Annotated in this window: 16 protein-coding genes; 5 read left to right on the top strand and 11 right to left on the bottom strand. The window is 55.3% G+C overall.

Going from position 1 to position 16,737, the window contains the following annotated elements:
- The first annotated feature begins 202 nt into the window (after positions 1 to 202).
- From dapD to ACZ5FM_RS17280, 3 genes are read left to right on the top strand one after another with little or no spacing between them, the layout of a single operon-like run.
- A complete protein-coding gene (dapD, locus tag ACZ5FM_RS17290) occupies positions 203 to 1,057 on the top strand; it encodes a 2,3,4,5-tetrahydropyridine-2,6-dicarboxylate N-succinyltransferase (protein WP_192486672.1) in 855 nt (284 codons plus the stop codon).
- Positions 1,058 to 1,072: 15 nt separating this feature from the next.
- Positions 1,073 to 2,266: a succinyl-diaminopimelate desuccinylase gene (gene dapE / locus ACZ5FM_RS17285; RefSeq protein ID WP_464039329.1), complete on the top strand. Its 1,194-nt coding sequence runs from the start codon at positions 1,073 to 1,075 to the stop codon at positions 2,264 to 2,266.
- Positions 2,253 to 2,849, top strand: coding sequence for a hypothetical protein (locus ACZ5FM_RS17280; protein WP_259147908.1), 597 nt, complete (start codon positions 2,253 to 2,255; stop codon positions 2,847 to 2,849). Before dapE ends, ACZ5FM_RS17280 begins: the two co-directional genes overlap by 14 nt.
- A gap of 29 nt (positions 2,850 to 2,878) precedes the next feature.
- Here the strand turns inward: ACZ5FM_RS17280 and truA are convergent, their stop codons facing one another.
- The 4 genes from truA to ACZ5FM_RS17260 all read right to left on the bottom strand — a co-directional run bounded on the left by truA (position 2,879) and on the right by ACZ5FM_RS17260 (position 6,803).
- A complete protein-coding gene (truA, locus tag ACZ5FM_RS17275) occupies positions 2,879 to 3,685 on the bottom strand; it encodes a tRNA pseudouridine(38-40) synthase TruA (RefSeq protein ID WP_464039328.1) in 807 nt (268 codons plus the stop codon).
- Entirely contained in the window at positions 3,685 to 4,620 is a 936-nt protein-coding gene (fmt, locus tag ACZ5FM_RS17270; protein ID WP_464039326.1) for a methionyl-tRNA formyltransferase, read from the bottom strand. Before fmt ends, truA begins: the two co-directional genes overlap by 1 nt.
- 66 nt (positions 4,621 to 4,686) lie before the next feature.
- Positions 4,687 to 5,199, bottom strand: coding sequence for a peptide deformylase (def, locus tag ACZ5FM_RS17265; protein ID WP_250983323.1), 513 nt, complete (start codon positions 5,197 to 5,199; stop codon positions 4,687 to 4,689).
- A gap of 95 nt (positions 5,200 to 5,294) precedes the next feature.
- On the bottom strand, positions 5,295 to 6,803 hold the full coding sequence (locus ACZ5FM_RS17260) for a globin-coupled sensor protein (protein WP_259147914.1): 1,509 nt from the start codon (positions 6,801 to 6,803) through the stop codon (positions 5,295 to 5,297).
- Positions 6,804 to 6,998: 195 nt separating this feature from the next.
- Here ACZ5FM_RS17260 and ACZ5FM_RS17255 point away from each other — a divergent pair, with 195 nt between their 5' ends.
- Both ACZ5FM_RS17255 and ACZ5FM_RS17250 read left to right on the top strand, forming a co-directional pair.
- Positions 6,999 to 8,189, top strand: a complete 1,191-nt coding sequence (locus tag ACZ5FM_RS17255; protein ID WP_250983321.1) for a DNA recombination protein RmuC — start codon at positions 6,999 to 7,001, stop codon at positions 8,187 to 8,189.
- Positions 8,190 to 8,235: 46 nt separating this feature from the next.
- The gene (locus tag ACZ5FM_RS17250) at positions 8,236 to 9,135 is read left to right on the top strand and encodes a ribokinase (RefSeq protein WP_464039323.1); all 900 of its coding nucleotides are present in this window, start codon (positions 8,236 to 8,238) and stop codon (positions 9,133 to 9,135) included.
- A gap of 86 nt (positions 9,136 to 9,221) precedes the next feature.
- Here the strand turns inward: ACZ5FM_RS17250 and trmB are convergent, their stop codons facing one another.
- The 7 genes from trmB to ACZ5FM_RS17215 form a co-directional block, all read right to left on the bottom strand.
- Positions 9,222 to 9,926: a tRNA (guanosine(46)-N7)-methyltransferase TrmB gene (trmB, locus tag ACZ5FM_RS17245; RefSeq protein WP_464039322.1), complete on the bottom strand. Its 705-nt coding sequence runs from the start codon at positions 9,924 to 9,926 to the stop codon at positions 9,222 to 9,224.
- An 8-nt stretch (positions 9,927 to 9,934) separates the two neighbouring features.
- Complete coding sequence (metK, locus tag ACZ5FM_RS17240) at positions 9,935 to 11,173, bottom strand: methionine adenosyltransferase (RefSeq protein WP_275640375.1); 1,239 nt, start codon at positions 11,171 to 11,173, stop codon at positions 9,935 to 9,937.
- Between the two features lie 205 nt (positions 11,174 to 11,378).
- Positions 11,379 to 11,795, bottom strand: a complete 417-nt coding sequence (locus ACZ5FM_RS17235; protein ID WP_192486661.1) for a helix-turn-helix domain-containing protein — start codon at positions 11,793 to 11,795, stop codon at positions 11,379 to 11,381.
- A 244-nt stretch (positions 11,796 to 12,039) separates the two neighbouring features.
- Positions 12,040 to 13,629, bottom strand: coding sequence for an apolipoprotein N-acyltransferase (lnt, locus tag ACZ5FM_RS17230; protein WP_464039321.1), 1,590 nt, complete (start codon positions 13,627 to 13,629; stop codon positions 12,040 to 12,042).
- A gap of 339 nt (positions 13,630 to 13,968) precedes the next feature.
- Positions 13,969 to 15,102, bottom strand: coding sequence for a hemolysin family protein (locus ACZ5FM_RS17225; RefSeq protein ID WP_259147927.1), 1,134 nt, complete (start codon positions 15,100 to 15,102; stop codon positions 13,969 to 13,971).
- A gap of 15 nt (positions 15,103 to 15,117) precedes the next feature.
- A complete protein-coding gene (gene ybeY / locus ACZ5FM_RS17220) occupies positions 15,118 to 15,627 on the bottom strand; it encodes an rRNA maturation RNase YbeY (protein WP_259147929.1) in 510 nt (169 codons plus the stop codon).
- Between the two features lie 30 nt (positions 15,628 to 15,657).
- Complete coding sequence (locus ACZ5FM_RS17215) at positions 15,658 to 16,713, bottom strand: PhoH family protein (RefSeq protein ID WP_250983315.1); 1,056 nt, start codon at positions 16,711 to 16,713, stop codon at positions 15,658 to 15,660.
- Positions 16,714 to 16,737: the final 24 nt, after the last annotated feature.

Here is a 16,737-nt window from a genome sequence, read left to right as displayed (position 1 = left end):
CAACAGCGTTGACGCCATTCTCAAATCAGCGATCACCCTGCATGTCACCACACATGGTAAAGTCCATTCCGTTTTTTTGAAGCCATCTGCCCGACAGATCAAAAATTCATTCCGATTCCCGGACCAATGCTGTAGAGCATTTCCGAACATTGCCCGGGCTCTCCCGTCCGCAACGATAGTCAACGAAGTTTAAGGAATTCTCATGAGCAGCACCGATCTCGCTTCGCTTGAGCGCATCATTGAAACCGCATTCGACAATCGCGACACCGTTACGATTTCGACACGCGGTGAAATTCGTGATGCGGTCGAAACCTCCCTCAATCTTCTGGATGGTGGCAAAGCGCGTGTTGCTGAAAAGCAGGCTGACGGTTCTTGGAAAGTTAACCAGTGGCTTAAGAAGGCCGTGCTTTTGTCTTTCCGCCTCAATGACATGGGCATCATCAAGGGTGGTCCGGGCGCCTCCGTCTGGTGGGACAAGGTACCATCGAAGTTTGAAAACTGGGGTGAAAGCCAGTTTCGTGAAGCCGGTTTCCGCGCTGTTCCCAACGCTGTCGTGCGCCACTCTGCCTATGTGGCCAAGAATGTCGTGCTGATGCCATCCTTCGTCAACCTCGGCGCTTATGTCGATGAAGGCACCATGGTCGACACATGGGCAACCGTCGGCTCCTGCGCGCAGATCGGCAAGAATGTTCACCTGTCCGGCGGCGTTGGTATCGGTGGTGTTCTCGAGCCGCTGCAGGCCGGCCCGACCATCATCGAGGACAATTGCTTTATCGGCGCACGTTCCGAAGTGGTTGAAGGCTGTATCGTACGTGAAGGCGCCGTGCTTGGCATGGGCGTTTACATCGGCAAGTCCACTCGCATCGTTGACCGCGCCACCGGCGAAATCACCTATGGTGAAATTCCGCCATACTCGGTCGTGGTCTCCGGCACGATGCCGGGCAAGCCATTCCCGAACGGTGAGCCGGGCCCAAGCCTGTACTGCGCTGTGATCGTGAAGCGCGTCGATGAAAAGACCCGTTCCAAGACCGGCATCAATGAACTGCTGCGTGACTGAGTGAAAGTGCAAGACATGTCCGTGACCGATCCCGTTTCCAATCTCGCCGCCCTTATCCGTTGCCCGTCCGTGACACCGGCAGAAGGCGGCGCGCTATCATTGCTCGACAACTTGCTGACACCACTTGGTTTCAAAGTGGAGCGCATGACAGCGACGGAGGCGGGAACGCCGGACGTGGAAAACCTTTACGCCCGCATTGGCACCGATGGCCCGCACCTGATGTTTGCGGGTCATACCGACGTTGTGCCGGTTGGCGATGAAGCTGCATGGAGCCATCCGCCTTTTTCCGCCGAAATTGCCGGTGGTGAAATGTATGGACGCGGTGCAGTGGACATGAAGGGCGGGATTGCCTGCTTTGCGGCGGCGATTGCCCGTTATATCGAAAAGAACGGCGCTCCGAAGGGTTCCGTCTCTTTCCTGATCACCGGTGACGAGGAAGGTCCGTCCATCAACGGCACCTCCAAACTTCTGGAATGGGCGGCGGCCAAGGGTGAAACCTGGGATGCCTGCCTGGTGGGTGAACCAACCAATCCTGACAGGCTCGGCGACATGATCAAGATCGGTCGTCGCGGATCGCTGTCCGGCCGTGTCACCGTACATGGTGTTCAGGGTCACGCTGCCTACCCGCATCTGGCCGACAATCCGCTTCGCGGTCTTTTGCAGTTGACGCATGCCCTGATGGACCCACCATTCGACCACGGCACGGAAAATTTCCAGGCGTCCAATCTGGAAGTCACCACAATCGACACCGGCAACCCGGCGACCAACGTCATTCCGGCCAAGGCGACCGCGTCGTTCAACATTCGTTTCAACGATACCTGGACCGCCGACAGCGTGAAGGCTGAAATCGTACGTCGTCTGGATGCCGCAGCGGCCAATGGCGCGCTGCGCCCGGACAGAACGCCCGCCAAATACGATATCGTTTGGGCTGACCGTCCAAGCCACGTCTTCCTAACCCGCAACAACGCACTGATATCGTCGCTTTCCGGTGCAGTTGCCGAAGTGACTGGCAACGAGCCAAAACTTTCCACGACCGGGGGCACGTCGGATGCCCGTTTCATCAAGGATTATTGCCCTGTGGTGGAATTCGGTCTGGTCGGCCAGACCATGCATATGGTTGACGAGCGGGTGGCTGTTGCCGATCTGGAAACGCTGACCCTTATCTACGAAACCTTTATCGAACGCTGGTTTGCCAATGCCGCCGATTAGCGAAGTGCGCTCTTACATGCATGGCCTCTGGCTGATGTTCTGTGGCGACCCGAAAGGTCAGAGTTATCTCGACCTTACGGATCGCGGCATGATGCGTTCGTTCTTTTCGGCGATCTGGAGCCTGCCCGCACTTTTGCTGTCCTGGTTCTGGTGGCAGCGGGCCTTCAAGGTCGAGCAGGTTCTGGAGAGCATGTCCGGCCCTTCCTATTACCTCAGACTGGCACTGGTTGAAGCTATCTGCTGGGTGGTGCCACTGGTTTTGATTGGCGGCTTGATGTTGATGTCCGATGTGCGCGGCAAGTTTCCCGCCGTGGTCACCGTCGTCAACTGGCTGAACCTGCCCTTTGCCTATGCTTCTGCCGCACTGGTGCTGATTGCCGTGGCTGTGCCGGGCATGCAGGGCTTTGTAGCGCTGTTGTGGTTTGCGCTGCTGTTGACGCTCGTCTGGACGTTTTCGCGCATCCTTAGCCTCATCCTCGGTAGACAGCCGCTATTGGTCTCGACAGCTGTCATGACCCTGCTTATTCCCGGCATGTTGCTATCGGAAGTGCTGCAGCGCTTTCTGGGTGTCTACCCCGGATAACCGTGTCGCGCGATGCGCCACAAGGCGGGTTACGAGAGATCGTCGCCGTCACTGGTTATTTCCGCACGCTCTTTTCGCGGTAAAATAACATCAGGATAATCCACCTGCATGAAATACAGCCCTTCGGGCGGCGCCACGGGCCCACAGGCTTTTCTGTCTCGTGCCTCAAGGGCTGCGCGTACATCCTGCGGGGTCATGGTGCCTTCACCTGCCAGCTTCAAGGTCCCGGCGAAAGACCGTATCTGGTTGTGCAGAAAGCTCTGCGCCGAGGCGCGAATTTCGATGATGTTACCGTTCCGCGTCACATCCAGCCGGTCAAGTGTGCGCACCGGGCTGTTGGCCTGACAGTGTGCAGACCGGAATGTCGTAAAGTCATGTCGACCGACCAGTGTCTGGGCCGCCGCATGCATGGCGTCATGGTCGAGATCCTTCGACACCCACCAGGCGCGTTTATGCTCCAGCGCAAGCCGCGATTTGCGCGATATGATGCGGTACAGATAATGCCGACGAACCGCCGAAAAACGCGCGTCAAAATCTTCGGTCACCGACATGACATCCAATATGGAGACCATGTCGCCAGCCATAGCAATATGGGCGTTCAAGGCATTTCTGAGCTTATAGGGCTCCCACTCCCGCGACAGATCCGCATGAATGACCTGTCCCATGGCATGGACGCCAGAATCGGTACGGCCAGAGCCACGGATCGACACGGTTTCGCCCGTTAAAGACAAAATAGCGTCTTCAATGGCAGACTGAACGGAACGATCGTTTTGCTGCCTTTGCCAACCGACAAAAGCCGTACCGTCATATTCAACGGTCATACGGTAACGTGGCATCAGATCAGCCTCGTGCCTTCAGGCAACGCCGTTCCGCGCAGGAAATCGGCTGCGGCAAGCGGTTTGCCTCCGGCCTTCTGCAGACGCTGAAGACGGATTGCCCCCTCTGCACAGGCAACCAGCAACTGATTGTCCAGCACGGTGCCGGCAACACCATTGCCGTTTTCAAGTGTTGTTTCAAGAACCTTTACGCGTTCCAGCTTGCCGGAAATTTCGGTTTCAAACCAGGCACCTGGGAAGGGCGCCAAGCCGCGGATGTGGTTATGCACATCACGGGCCGGCCGTGCAAAATCGATACGCGCCTCAGCCTTGTCGATCTTGGATGCGTAGAGAACGCCATCCTGTGCCTGCTCTTGCAGCGGCAAGTCGTCGGCTTCCAGCTTGTTCATAGCCTGCGCCATCGCGCGTGCACCGGCAAACATCAACGCGTCATGCAGCTGCCCGGCCGTCATGTTTTCGCCGATCGGCACCTTGACGGTCAAGGCAACAGGGCCGGTGTCCAGCCCCTTGTCCATTTTCATGACCATCATGCCTGTTTCCTTGTCACCAGCCATGATGGCACGCTGAATAGGTGCCGCGCCACGCCAGCGCGGAAGAAGCGAGGCATGGCCATTGTAGCAGCCAAGCCGGGTACCGGTCAGAATGGCTTCCGGCAACAACAGCCCGTAGGCAACCACCACAGCAACATCCGCATCAAACGAGCGGAATTGTTGCCGGTCTTCCTCGGCCTTAAAATTGACGGGAGTGAACACCGGAATACCGAGCAATTCAGCGGCCTGATGCACAGGGGATTTTTGAAGGTCCAGACCACGCCGCCCACCGGGACGCGGTGGCTGGCTGTAAACGGCCACCACCTGATGGCCAGCCTCCACGAGAGCCCGCAAGGTTGCCACCGAAAAATCCGGTGTTCCCATAAAGATGATGCGAAGAGACACGGACGCCTCCCTGAGTTTTGCGGCCCGGAGAAAACCCTGCCGGTTCAATGACCGGCACAGGCAGGATCAGGCTTTCGCCTTGGCGATCTTGGTGAATTTCTTGATGACCATATCGCGCTTCAGACGCGAAATGTGGTCGATGAACAACACGCCGTTCAAATGGTCGATTTCATGCTGCAGGCAGGTTGCGAGCAGACCATCGGCTTCAAGGGTCTGCTGCTTACCAGTGCGGTCGACGTAATTGACGGTCAATCCGGCAGGGCGCTCCACTTCCGCATAATAATCGGGAATGGAAAGGCAGCCTTCTTCATAGGTCGACAGTTCATCGGTGGTTTTGACGATTTCCGGATTGATGAAAACAATCGGCGCTTTTTCTTCATCCTCACGGGACACGTCGATCACCAGCATACGGCGAGCGACACCGATCTGGATGGCAGCAAGGCCAATACCGGGCGCATCATACATGGTTTCCAGCATGTCATCGGCAAGCTGGATGATTTGTGAATCAACCTGTTCGACTGGTGTTGAAACCTGTCTCAGCAAGGGATCTGGAAGAATGATAAGTGGTTTGATGGTCATGGCTTCCCATAACCCATCTGATTGCCAGAGGAAATGAAAAAACACATCATCGTCTCACCACGATAAATCATGCACTAAGCAGTCAGCCGATAAGCTCAGCCCGCCCGGCGCGCGGTTTCCCAACCCGCATTGGACTGGCGATGTGTGTCTCTCGTTTTGAACTTGTTGAGTGCACCGACAAGCTGCTCGACCTGGTGACGAAGCGTGACGGTTTCGGCCGAGGTCTGCTCAACCATTGCAGCATTTTGCTGGGTGATGGTGTCCATGGCGCCGATGGCGGAGTTCACTTCGCGTAAGCCGCCTGACTGATCCTCCGCAGCCGTTGCAATTTGGGATACGATGCGATCAATGTCGCCAATCCTGTCGGTGATCATGCGCAGGGCATCACCGGCATTGTTGACTAGGCCGACGCCGGACTGCACCTGACTGGTGCTCTGGGAGATCAGGGCTTTGATTTCTCTCGCGGCGTTGGCACAGCGTTGCGCCAGTTCACGCACCTCCTGCGCCACCACAGCAAATCCGCGCCCCGCCTCACCGGCCCGAGCGGCTTCAACCCCGGCATTCAGTGCAAGCAGGTTTGTCTGAAACGCAATCTCGTCGATCACACCGATGATTTTCGAAATTTCGCTAGAGGAATGGGCGATATCTCCCATCGCCTTGACAGCGCTGGTGACCACCTCGCCAGAGGTTTGTGCATCACTCAGAGCTGCGCCGACGGCTGAGGCAGCCTTCTGTGCACCATTTGCGGTGACTGCCACGCTTTGGGTCAATTCGTGCAGTGCAGCGGTGCTTTCCTCCAGTCCCGCGGCCTGTTGCTCTGTGCGCTGCGAAAGATTTTCCGTTGCATTGGCAATACTGGTGGCGACATTCAGAATTTCTTCTGCCGTGTGGCGCACCGCCGCGATGGTGTCATTCAGGGTTTCAACCGAGACATTATAGTCATTGCCGATCTTTTCGAAATTATCAGGCAATTTTTCTGTCAGACGCGTCTCCAGATCGCCCTTGGAAAGAGCAGACAGAAGATTGGTGAGTGACGCAAGCGCCTGTTGCTGTTCGCGCAGATTGCGCTGGCGCTCTTCTTCGAGTTGCTTGCGCTGTGCGTCAAGAATCTCGAGGTAGATGGAAATGGAATAGTCCATATCCAGCACCGAAGCCTTGACGATTGCCGAAACGTCTTCCGCCAGTCCCTTGGACTTGCGTTTGCCAAATCGGGATGGCCAACGCTCTCTGACAACCGCATGGATCAATTGTTCCATCAGCAGGGCGTAACCACCCATGTACCAGCGGGGTTCAAGACCGATACGGGCATGCGCCTGGCCAACCGCCTGCACACCTTCAACGTATTTTTCATCATAGGCTGCGGCACCAACAACACCCCAATGCTCGACCTGACGTTTTTTCGCACCCTGAATGTGATTTTCGTTGCGGAAAAATGCCGCCGTCTCGGGCGTCGATCGCACCTTGGTGTAGAACGTATCCAGCGCAGATCCGACATTAGCCGCAATCACCGGCTCAAGATCTTTCAGCCTCTTGCGCGCCTCAATGTCCAGACCAATAAAATCGAGCCGCTTGGCGAGCACCTGTTTGCTGTCGTTGTTTGTCATGCACGGTCCCCTTAACCCCGATAAGGCCACGATCCCGGCTAAACCCGTCCGGAAACATGGTTAACCCTTGGTTACACCAATATTTCTTTCGAATTTGCTAAATTTAGAACTCTTTTATATCAGACATAAAGCAGACAGTGGCGCGTGTTCTCGTTTTGATCTTCCGAATCAAACTGAATCCGGGTAGGTTCGGCCATGAGCATCGATTTTCCCGCACTCGGCATTACGATCCTGACCATTGGCGGCATGCAGGTTTCGGCAGGCGCAATCATCATTTGTTTGCTGCTGCTTTCCATTGCGTTGCCGTTGTTCGTATCAATGCGGTTTTCAAGGCGCAACGACGATGCCCGCGGCGAAGTGAGTACGCTGTTGCGCACTCAGGCGGAGTTGCATGGGCGTATCTCGGCACTGACGGAAACACTTTCCAACAAGCAGTCTGAAATGAGCCAACACCTTAATCAGCGGCTCGACGGCATGTCGCAACGACTTGGTGCCACGCTGACCGAACAGACAAAATCGACACACGACAATCTCAGCAAGCTTCAAGAACGGCTTGCAGTGATCGATGCCGCACAGAGCAATATCCAGACCCTGGCGCGTGACGTTGTTGGCCTTCAAGCCATTCTGTCCAACAAACAGACGCGTGGCGCTTTTGGACAGGCGCGCATGGAAACGATCATTGCCGACGCCATGCCTTCCAATGCCTATGCGTTGCAACCGACACTGTCGAATGGTTCCCGCCCCGACTGTACGGTGCGAATGCCGAACAACGCGCCCCCGCTGGTCATCGATGCCAAGTTTCCGCTGGAAGCCTGGAATTCCATGCGAGAGGAAACTTCGCCTGAAGTGCGCAAGCTTGCGGCCCAGCAATTCCGGCGTGACATGGAAGTGCATATCCGCGATATCGCGGAAAAATACCTGCTGGCAGGTGAAACACAGGATACGGCGTTTCTGTTCGTGCCATCGGAATCGATTTTTGCCGATATTCACCAGCATTTCGAAGCCATTGTGCAAAAAGCACACCGCATGCGGGTTGTTATCGTTTCACCATCGCTGCTGATGCTGTCGGTACAGGTTATCCAGTCCGTGCTGAAAGACCAGCGCATGCGCGAGCAGGCACATCTCATTCAAGGCGAGGTCGCGCTTTTGATGGATGATCTGAACCGGCTGGACGATCGTACCCGCAAACTGCAAGGGCATTTTCTGGCTGCACAGAAGGATGTGGACCAGATCATGACCTCCGCAGACAAGCTGACGAAGCGCGGCAACAAGATCGAGGCTCTGGATTTTGGCGGCGATACACCGGAGCAGCCTCAAGCGCCTTCTCCACAATCACTGGAGAGCCGAATAGGCAGCCTCAAGTTCCGGGTGGTTGACGACGAGTGACCCTGTCGGGCAAAGTCGGCGCCATTGAACATCAATTGGACATATCATGATTACTGTATTCGGCTCCATCAACATGGACCTCGTTGCCACTGCACAACGCCTGCCCAAACCGGGTGAAACCGTAACCGGGCAAACCTTTGCAACGGCAGCAGGCGGCAAGGGTGCCAATCAGGCGCTGGCAGCAAGACGGGCCGGAGCAAATGTCCGCATGGCCGGCGCTGCAGGCGATGACACCTTTGCAGGCTCTGCACTGGAGCTTCTCAGTGACGCCGGCGTTGATCTTACCACCGTCAAGACATCGCCGGGCGCGACCGGCACAGCTGTCATTCTGGTCGGCGAAGGCGGAGAGAACATGATTGCCGTCATTCCTGCGGCAAACGGTACGATCACGCCTGACGATGCGAGCAACGCGCTCGACGGCATGACGTCCGGCGATATCCTGATGCTGCAATTTGAAATTCCCGTCGAGGCCATTGAAGCTGCCTTGGCTGGCGCCAAACAGAAGGGCGTCACCAGCATCATCAATACGGCACCATTGACGCAGGACGCTGCTCGCATTTCTGCATTGGCCGACATCATTATCGCCAATGAAACCGAGTTTGAACTGCTAATTGGCAAGCAGGGCATTTCTGGCGAAGAGCGCCAACAGGCCATGCAGGATATGCATGCTCGTACCGGCCAAACCATCATCATAACGCTGGGTGCTGATGGCGTTGTCGCCATGCGGGATGGCCAGTTGCACAAAGCTGCCGGTCTGAAGATCGAGCCGGTTGATACGGTGGGGGCCGGCGATACATTCTGCGGTTATCTGGCAGCCAGCCTCGACAAAGGTCTGGATTTTGCGACGGCGCTGAAGCGTGCAGCCGCAGCCGGATCACTGGCTTGCACCAAACATGGAGCCCAGCCGTCTATTCCGCTGGCCAGCGAGGTCGATCAGCAGGTCTGAGGGCAAATTGCTCGCCCATAGGATTAAAATGAAAAGGCCGGGTCAAAACCCGGCTTTTTCATTGAATTCATTTTGAACGAGATACCTCAGACGCGAATAAACGTCAGATAGGCGGATGTTCGGCCCTCACGTTTGGCCTTGGATTCGTACCGGGTTCCTGGCCATCCGGCGTAAGGGGTCTTCCAGTCCTCAGCAGACTTTGCGGTCCATTCAAAGCCGCCATGGTCGCGGCAGTGGGTCAGCGTCCAGTTCACATAGGTGTCGATATCGGATGCGAAACAGAAAGTTCCGCCCGGCTTCAACACACGATGGAAGCGGCTGAGATTGACTGCGGAAACAAAGCGACGTTTCCAGTGCTTTTTCTTCGGCCATGGATCGGCATAAAGCAGATCAATCTGATCGATCGAGGCCTCTGGCAACCAGTCGAGAAGCTGCGTGGCATCGTCATCATAAAGGCGGATATTTTCAATGCCGCGGTCGCCAACCTGCCGGAGCAGTTTTGCCATCGAGTTTACGAATGGTTCAACGCCGATGAAGCCGGTCGTTGGCTCTTCCTGCGCGCGGTGAACCAGATGCTCACCGCCACCAAAGCCGATTTCCAACCGCAGCTGGTCGACTGCGTTTGGGTACAGCGAAACAAGCGATGCAGGCGGCGCAGCATTGAGGTCTATTTTCAGCTCCGGCAACAATGTTGCGATATCATCGCTTTGCCGGTCACGCAGGGGTTTACCCTTGCGTCTGCCGAAAAATGCCTCGGTTGCGCGTGCGCGCCGCTCGCTATCGTCTGTCATACCTTGCTTTAAGCCTTCAATGCTTCCTTGAGCGGCTTGACCAAATCAAGCTTCTCCCAGGAGAACGAACCGTCACGTCCGGACTTGCGTCCGAAATGTCCATAGGACGCGGTCTTAGCATAAATAGGCTTGTTCAGGTCAAGGTGGCGACGAATACCGGTTGGGGACAGGTCGATAACCTTGCGGATACCCGCCTCAACCTGATCTTCCGTGACCTTGCCGGTACCATGCAGATCGACATAAACGGACAGAGGCTGGGCAATGCCAATTGCGTAGGAAAGCTGGATCGTGCACTTGTCGGAGAGGCCAGCTGCAACAACGTTCTTGGCGATGTAGCGCGCCGCGTAAGCAGCTGAACGGTCAACCTTGGTGGTGTCCTTGCCGGAGAATGCGCCGCCGCCGTGAGGTGCCGCACCACCATAGGTGTCCACGATGATTTTGCGGCCGGTCAGGCCAGCATCGCCATCCGGGCCACCGATGACAAATTTACCGGTCGGGTTGATGTACCACTGGCAATCGTCAGCGATCTTAAGCGTACCGAGCGCTTCGCGAATGTAAGGTTCGACAACGGAACGTACCTTCTTGGAGTCCCAGCTTTCATCGAGGTGCTGGGTAGACAGAACGATCGAAGCAACCTCGGCAGGTTTGCCGTCTACGTAACGGACTGTCACCTGGCTCTTGGCATCCGGACCGAGTTTCGCAGCGTCGCCATCACCCTTTTTACGGGCTGTCGCCAGCAACTGCAGGATCAGGTGGGAATAATAGATCGGAGCCGGCATCAGTTCCGGTGTTTCGCGGCAGGCGTAACCGAACATGATACCTTGGTCGCCAGCACCTTCATCGCCCTGCTTGTCGGCAGCATTGTCAACGCCCTGTGCGATGTCAGCGGACTGCGAGTGCAACAGCACGTCAATCTTGGCGGTCTTCCAGTGAAAGCCATCCTGCTCGTAACCAATGTCTTTGATAGCGCGGCGTGCAGCGGCCTTGAACTTGGCAGGATTGATAACGTCGTTACCGGCTTTATCCTTCTTCATCAGGCTTGGCGGCAGGCGAACTTCACCAGCGATAACCACCCGATTTGTCGTGGCCAGGGTTTCGCATGCGATACGAACGCCCCAAGGGTCGACTTTGCACTTTACAGCTTCACGATAAACGAGATCGACGATTTCATCCGAAATACGATCACACACCTTATCCGGATGACCTTCGGCCACGGACTCGCTGGTGAAAAGGTAGTTGGCACGCATACGGGATTCCCCTCAAAGAAATGGCCTCTGCGTGTGTTAGTCATTTCACGTCAAAAAAACAAGGACACAACGACATAAATATATCTTTATGTCAGCAATTCTGTCGAATTTTGCCATGAAACTCCACCAAACTGTAGACAGCAAAAAGCCACCGCGATCTTTCAATCACGGCGGCAATCATAACCAATCACAGTTTGTCGGATGCTTATTCGGCCTCGCCCTCAGCGGAGAGCGCCTTGACCAGATCCACGATACGACGACGAACCTTCGGATCAGAAATCTTCACGAAAGCGCGGTTGAGCTGCAGACCTTCTGAGGAGGACAGAAAATCAACAACGTAGTTCGAGCTGGACGCTTCTGCGCCAGTCGCCGAACCTGGCTGATCGCCCGGCGCGTCTTCGAAGAAAAAGGAAACAGGTACATTGAGGATACCAGCAATGTTCTGAAGACGGCTGGCGCCAACGCGGTTGGTGCCTTTTTCGTACTTCTGAATCTGCTGAAAGGTGATACCGAGACTTTCACCCAACTTTTCCTGGCTCATACCAAGCATTGTTCGGCGCAATCTGATCCGGCTACCAACATGAATGTCGATGGGATTTGGCTTCTTTTTATTCTCGGTCATAGTCAATGTCCTGACATCGATACGTTGCGTAATTGCAAAATGGCCAGCCTAGCTGGTCACTGCGGGTACTTCGCATTGCCGCAGCATTGTCCGCATCTTAAACACGTCAAAAACATGTCATCCGAAGCATGGAACAAGCTGCCAGCGACATCTTCAACGAAACGGTAGACCCAAAGTTCCCCACCATATACCATCTGCGTTGTAGCTATATGCAATATCACTATGCCTTTTTAGGGAATTTTGGTCAATTCTCCTTAAAAACTAAACCAAAGCGCGAAACTATTGCTATTATAAGCAGTACTCCAAAGATCAACCAAAAGTGATCCTTGCGAACACCCTGACGTACAGATTGAAGATCAGCACTACTCAGGGTAGCGTCAAAAATTCCTTTTTGACCGCTCGCAAGCCCTGCGACAATTTGTCCCATTGGGTCAATTACAGCCGAAATACCGTTATTTGCAGCACGAATCATGCTGACGCCGTTTTCGACCGCCCGTAAACGGGCCTGCAAAAAGTGCTGCGACGGCCCTGGTGTCTGGCCAAACCAGCCGTCATTGGTGATGTTGAGAAGCAGGGAAGCGCCCGCCAATCCACTGGCCAGTTCATTCGGGAAAATGGCTTCGTAGCAGATCAACGGATAGAAGCTTTGGCCACTCGGCAACGTCAGCACACTACGATTTGCTGCTGCAGAGAAACCGCCAGGAAGATTGACGATATTCTCGATGCCAAATCGGGTGAGGATATTCTCAAACGGCACATATTCGCCGAATGGCACCAGATGCACCTTGTCGGCTGCTCCCAGAATCTGGCCCTGACTATCAATCATGTAGATCGAATTATAGAAGCGTGGAGGCATTCCCGGTGCAGCTTCTTCGAACCGCACCGCTCCAGTCAAAAGAATCTGGCCGTCTTCCAGTACATCGGCAATTCTGACCAGTGCATCCGGGTTCTGGGTCAGAATGAACGGTACGGAAGTTTCAGGCCAGATGATAATGTCGGGCCGCTTTTTACCGGCTGCAGCTGGCGTTGCCGTCAGGCTAAGGTGTTCTTCGAAAATTGCCGCCCTGTCGGTGTTTTCAAGCTTGCGCGATTGGTCGATGGCAGGTTGGACGATACGAACTGTCAGGCCGTCCTCTGTTCGCGCAGGCGCGGTGTAAATGCGATATGCACCATACCCCAGATGCGCGGCGACAAGCAGGATGGCGATAGCAATTCCTTGCGCCGCTCCGCGTCGCGTACCCAACAACGCGGGTGTGGAAAATACGAAGACCGCCAACATGCTGACCCCAAAAAGGCCGATGGCATGCGAGGACTGCATCATGATCGGAATGGGCATGGCGCCGTAACCGATGGCGTTCCAGGGAAAACCGGTGGCAACAAAACTTCTCAACCACTCGGCAAGGCCGAAGGCGGCAGCCAGTGCGGCGATACGCCCAAAACCTTCTGACCAGAAGATATGGGCAAGGCCCGTCGCGAGACCATAAAACAGCGCCAGAACGGCTGGCAGGCCCAGGATTGCCAAAGGTAGAGCCCAGGCGAATTCATCCGCTTCCAGCAGAAGCGCGTTACCAAGCCACCACAGGCCGGCAACAAAGTAACCAAAACCGAACAGCCAGCCGATCCGCACCGATGACCACCAGCGGCTGGTGCTGCCACCGTTGGCAGAACCGACGGAACCGTCCATCAGCCAAACAAGCAGCGTGAAGGAGATAAAAAGGGCTGCAAAAAAGCCGACCGGCGGAAGCGCCAGAGCGCCGAAAGCACCGGCCGCAATGGCCAGAACAGCTCGCCAGAAGCCCCCCATGAGCATGACCCTACCTGCAAGCCGCTCCATGTGGTCTCCATTCCGTTGACTAGAATTAGCAGGATGCCCCGACCGAAATCCTGCGAGCCTTCGATGTTGCATTTTATCCGTCACATCGGAATGGGTGTGATCGAATCAAATACGCTGTATCTTGTCAGATAAACCAATTGGCATCAGAGGCACAAATACATCCGTTAGACAGCAATATTGAAATTCTAAAATGGTCTGTTGTCCTGCGGACATAATATGGTTTCGGCGCAATATAAGGCAGCACTTCTTGCCGCCACACTGCAAAACCGACATCGTTTACTTGGGGTTACAGAACAGGCGGCGACACCATGCAATCATTTGCCACCGCCTGCTGAAAATTTATGGCGTTTCAGCCTGTCCGGAAGCCTGACGCGAAAGCGAGGATGCAGCGATCAGAGCAGCAATTGGCTTATCTCCGTCGTTGTCTTCTCCGCTTGCATCGTGCCGCGTGATGCGAACACGTTTTACGCGGCGACTGTCGGCATCGAGAATTTCAAACTCGAAGCCAGCAACGGCATGAACGGTTTCACCGGCAACCGGAATACGACCGAGCAGGAAGAATATAAGGCCGCCAAGCGTATCCACTTCTTCCAGATGTTCCGCCACGTCGAAGTCAGGACCGATTGCATGCTGCAACTCAGAAAGTTCCGCACGGGCATCCGCCACAACAGCACCGTCCGCAAGACGGGTGAACATGGCCTCTTCGTTGTCATGTTCGTCGTCGATATCACCGACAACCATTTCGACGATGTCTTCGTGGCTGACAAGACCGTCGGCGCCACCATATTCGTCGATGACAAGAGCAAGCTGCGTGCGCTGCTGCTGCATGCTCTGCAACAGATTGGCCGCCAGCATGGAGGACGGTACGAACAGGATTTTGCGGACAAGGCCTGCTTCCTGCACCGTCTTTGTGAGATCAACACGGGCGAGATCAAAATCAGCGCGTGGCGTCTTTGGCGCCTTCACACCCTCAGCCTGCGCTGGCCGCGTACCGACCCGACGTTTGTTGCGCGCTTGCTTGCCGATATAGGCGAGCAAATCGCGAATGTGGATCATGCCACGGGCATCATCGAGGGTTTCAAGGTAGACCGGCATACGCGAACGCCCGGTTTCCTCAAAAAGGATCATCGCTTCGCCGATTGTCATGGTCTGGTCGATGGCATCAATATCCGTTCGCGGGATCATGATGTCTTCGACGCGCACTTCGCGAAAACGTAAGATATTGTTGAGCATTGCCCGTTCTTCGGGCGCAAAGGCTGTGGCGACATCCGCATCGGTCATCAGCGCATCAGCCAGATCCTCACGCAGGCGCTCACCTTGCAGCGGCCTCAAAAGGCGTGAGAGACGGGACCAGAGTGTCCCTTTGGTTTTCTGTATCGAGTCCTGTCGTAACGGACTACTGCCCTCTTCCGATGAGGACTGCTCTCCCGTTTCCTTGCCCTGCTCAGAGGGTCTTGTCGAATGTTCGTTCATGGCTCCAGACTATAATTATGACAGCGGATCCTGTCCCGCATAGGGATCAGATAGTCCAAGCGAAGCCAAAATGCGAGTCTCAAGCAACTCCATTTCTTCCGCTTCCTCGGTTTCCATATGATCATACCCGAACAGATGCAGAAATCCATGCACCATAAGATGTGTCAGATGATCATCAAAAGTCTTTTCCAAATCAACAGCTTCGCGCTCTACCGTTTCGCGCGCAATGACGATATCGCCAAGCATGGGACCCGGCATACCACCCGGTTCAAGCGGAAAAGCCGGGAAGGAAAGGACATTGGTTGCCTTGTCCTTATCCCGCCATTCAGCGTTGATTTCGCGGATTTCGGCATCGTTGGTAAAGACGAGAGAAATCTCTGGAGCCATTTTCGGGAAGGGCTGTTTCTCTTCCTTTGCAAGAAACTGGGCGGCAGCGCCCAGCACCTTTTCACAAAGCGCGAGTAAAACGTCTTCTGAGGGCCAGGCATCGTCTTCGACGCTGATCTGGATATCCAGTGCTGTCATTTCAGTATTTCGCTTTTCCGTCTCCAGATTTTATCTGTCCGTGTTCAGACTTTCATCTGGAACCGCCGTCTGCGCCTCGTATGCACGCACAATACGGGCAACCATCGGATGACGCACAACGTCCACATCCTTGAAGCGGACCACGGAAACACCTTCCACGCCGTTCAAAATCTGCAGCGCTTCAACAAGGCCAGACTTCACCCCGCGTGGCAAATCGACCTGGCTCGGGTCACCGGTTACAATCATGCGGCCGTTTTCACCAAGGCGCGTCAGGAACATCTTCATCTGCATCGATGTGGTGTTTTGCGCTTCGTCGAGAATGACGGCAGCGTTGGCAAGCGTGCGGCCACGCATGAAGGCGAGCGGAGCGATTTCGATCACGCCAGCTTGGATGGCACGTTCCACCTTGTCACCCGGCATCATGTCGTAAAGCGCGTCATAGAGCGGGCGAAGATACGGATCGACTTTTTCCTTCATGTCGCCAGGAAGGAAGCCAAGACGTTCACCCGCTTCAACGGCTGGACGAGACAGAATGATGCGGTCCACCGCACCACGCTCAAGCAGCTGTGCCGCATGGGCAACCGCCAGATAGGTCTTACCGGTACCGGCTGGACCAACGCCGAAAACCAGTTCGGACTGCTCCAGCGCCCGCATGTAGACATCCTGCGTCGGCGTGCGGGCAGAAATAGTCTTTTTGCGAGTGGAAATCTGCGCCATGGAAAGCTTAACCTTGCCCTCCATCGTCGGCAGTGTCAGTTGGTCGTCAGCAGCTAGGACCATTCGGATTACGCCTTCAACGTCAGAAAGTTCAACAGAGCGGCCTTTCAGCAGGCTCTCATATAGCAGATCAAGCACACGGCGGGCCTGATTGGTGGCCACAACATCGCCGGTAATGGCAACCGAATTGCCTCGCGGCCTCGCGTCGATATTGAGGCGCTGTTCCAGCAATTTCAGATTCTGATCGTACTGCCCGAACAGCTCCCCAGCGATCCTGTTATTCTCGAACGTGAGGACGAAGTGATTGGCGTCGGTCGCGGCTGAACGTGGCTGGCGCGATGAAGGTGATACCAATTCGTGTGCGTTCAAGCGGTCAGGCTCCCGTCCCAGTAA

It is taken from the genome of Agrobacterium sp. 5Ca50, from assembly GCF_055381905.1.
This window is presented reverse-complemented; position numbering and strand designations above follow the sequence as displayed.

Bases quoted from the DNA above. Each gene is read 5' to 3' on its own strand.
- dapD (WP_192486672.1), top strand. From the start codon at position 203: ATGAGCAGCACCGATCTCGCTTCGCTTGAGCGCATCATTGAAACCGCA.
- dapE (WP_464039329.1), top strand. From the start codon at position 1,073: ATGTCCGTGACCGATCCCGTTTCCAATCTCGCCGCCCTTATCCGTTGC.
- ACZ5FM_RS17280 (WP_259147908.1), top strand. From the start codon at position 2,253: ATGCCGCCGATTAGCGAAGTGCGCTCTTACATGCATGGCCTCTGGCTG.
- truA (WP_464039328.1), bottom strand. From the start codon at position 3,685: ATGCCACGTTACCGTATGACCGTTGAATATGACGGTACGGCTTTTGTC.
- def (WP_250983323.1), bottom strand. From the start codon at position 5,199: ATGACCATCAAACCACTTATCATTCTTCCAGATCCCTTGCTGAGACAG.
- ACZ5FM_RS17260 (WP_259147914.1), bottom strand. From the start codon at position 6,803: ATGACAAACAACGACAGCAAACAGGTGCTCGCCAAGCGGCTCGATTTT.
- ACZ5FM_RS17255 (WP_250983321.1), top strand. From the start codon at position 6,999: ATGAGCATCGATTTTCCCGCACTCGGCATTACGATCCTGACCATTGGC.
- ACZ5FM_RS17250 (WP_464039323.1), top strand. From the start codon at position 8,236: ATGATTACTGTATTCGGCTCCATCAACATGGACCTCGTTGCCACTGCA.
- trmB (WP_464039322.1), bottom strand. From the start codon at position 9,926: ATGACAGACGATAGCGAGCGGCGCGCACGCGCAACCGAGGCATTTTTC.
- metK (WP_275640375.1), bottom strand. From the start codon at position 11,173: ATGCGTGCCAACTACCTTTTCACCAGCGAGTCCGTGGCCGAAGGTCAT.
- ACZ5FM_RS17235 (WP_192486661.1), bottom strand. From the start codon at position 11,795: ATGACCGAGAATAAAAAGAAGCCAAATCCCATCGACATTCATGTTGGT.
- lnt (WP_464039321.1), bottom strand. From the start codon at position 13,629: ATGGAGCGGCTTGCAGGTAGGGTCATGCTCATGGGGGGCTTCTGGCGA.
- ACZ5FM_RS17225 (WP_259147927.1), bottom strand. From the start codon at position 15,102: ATGAACGAACATTCGACAAGACCCTCTGAGCAGGGCAAGGAAACGGGA.
- ybeY (WP_259147929.1), bottom strand. From the start codon at position 15,627: ATGACAGCACTGGATATCCAGATCAGCGTCGAAGACGATGCCTGGCCC.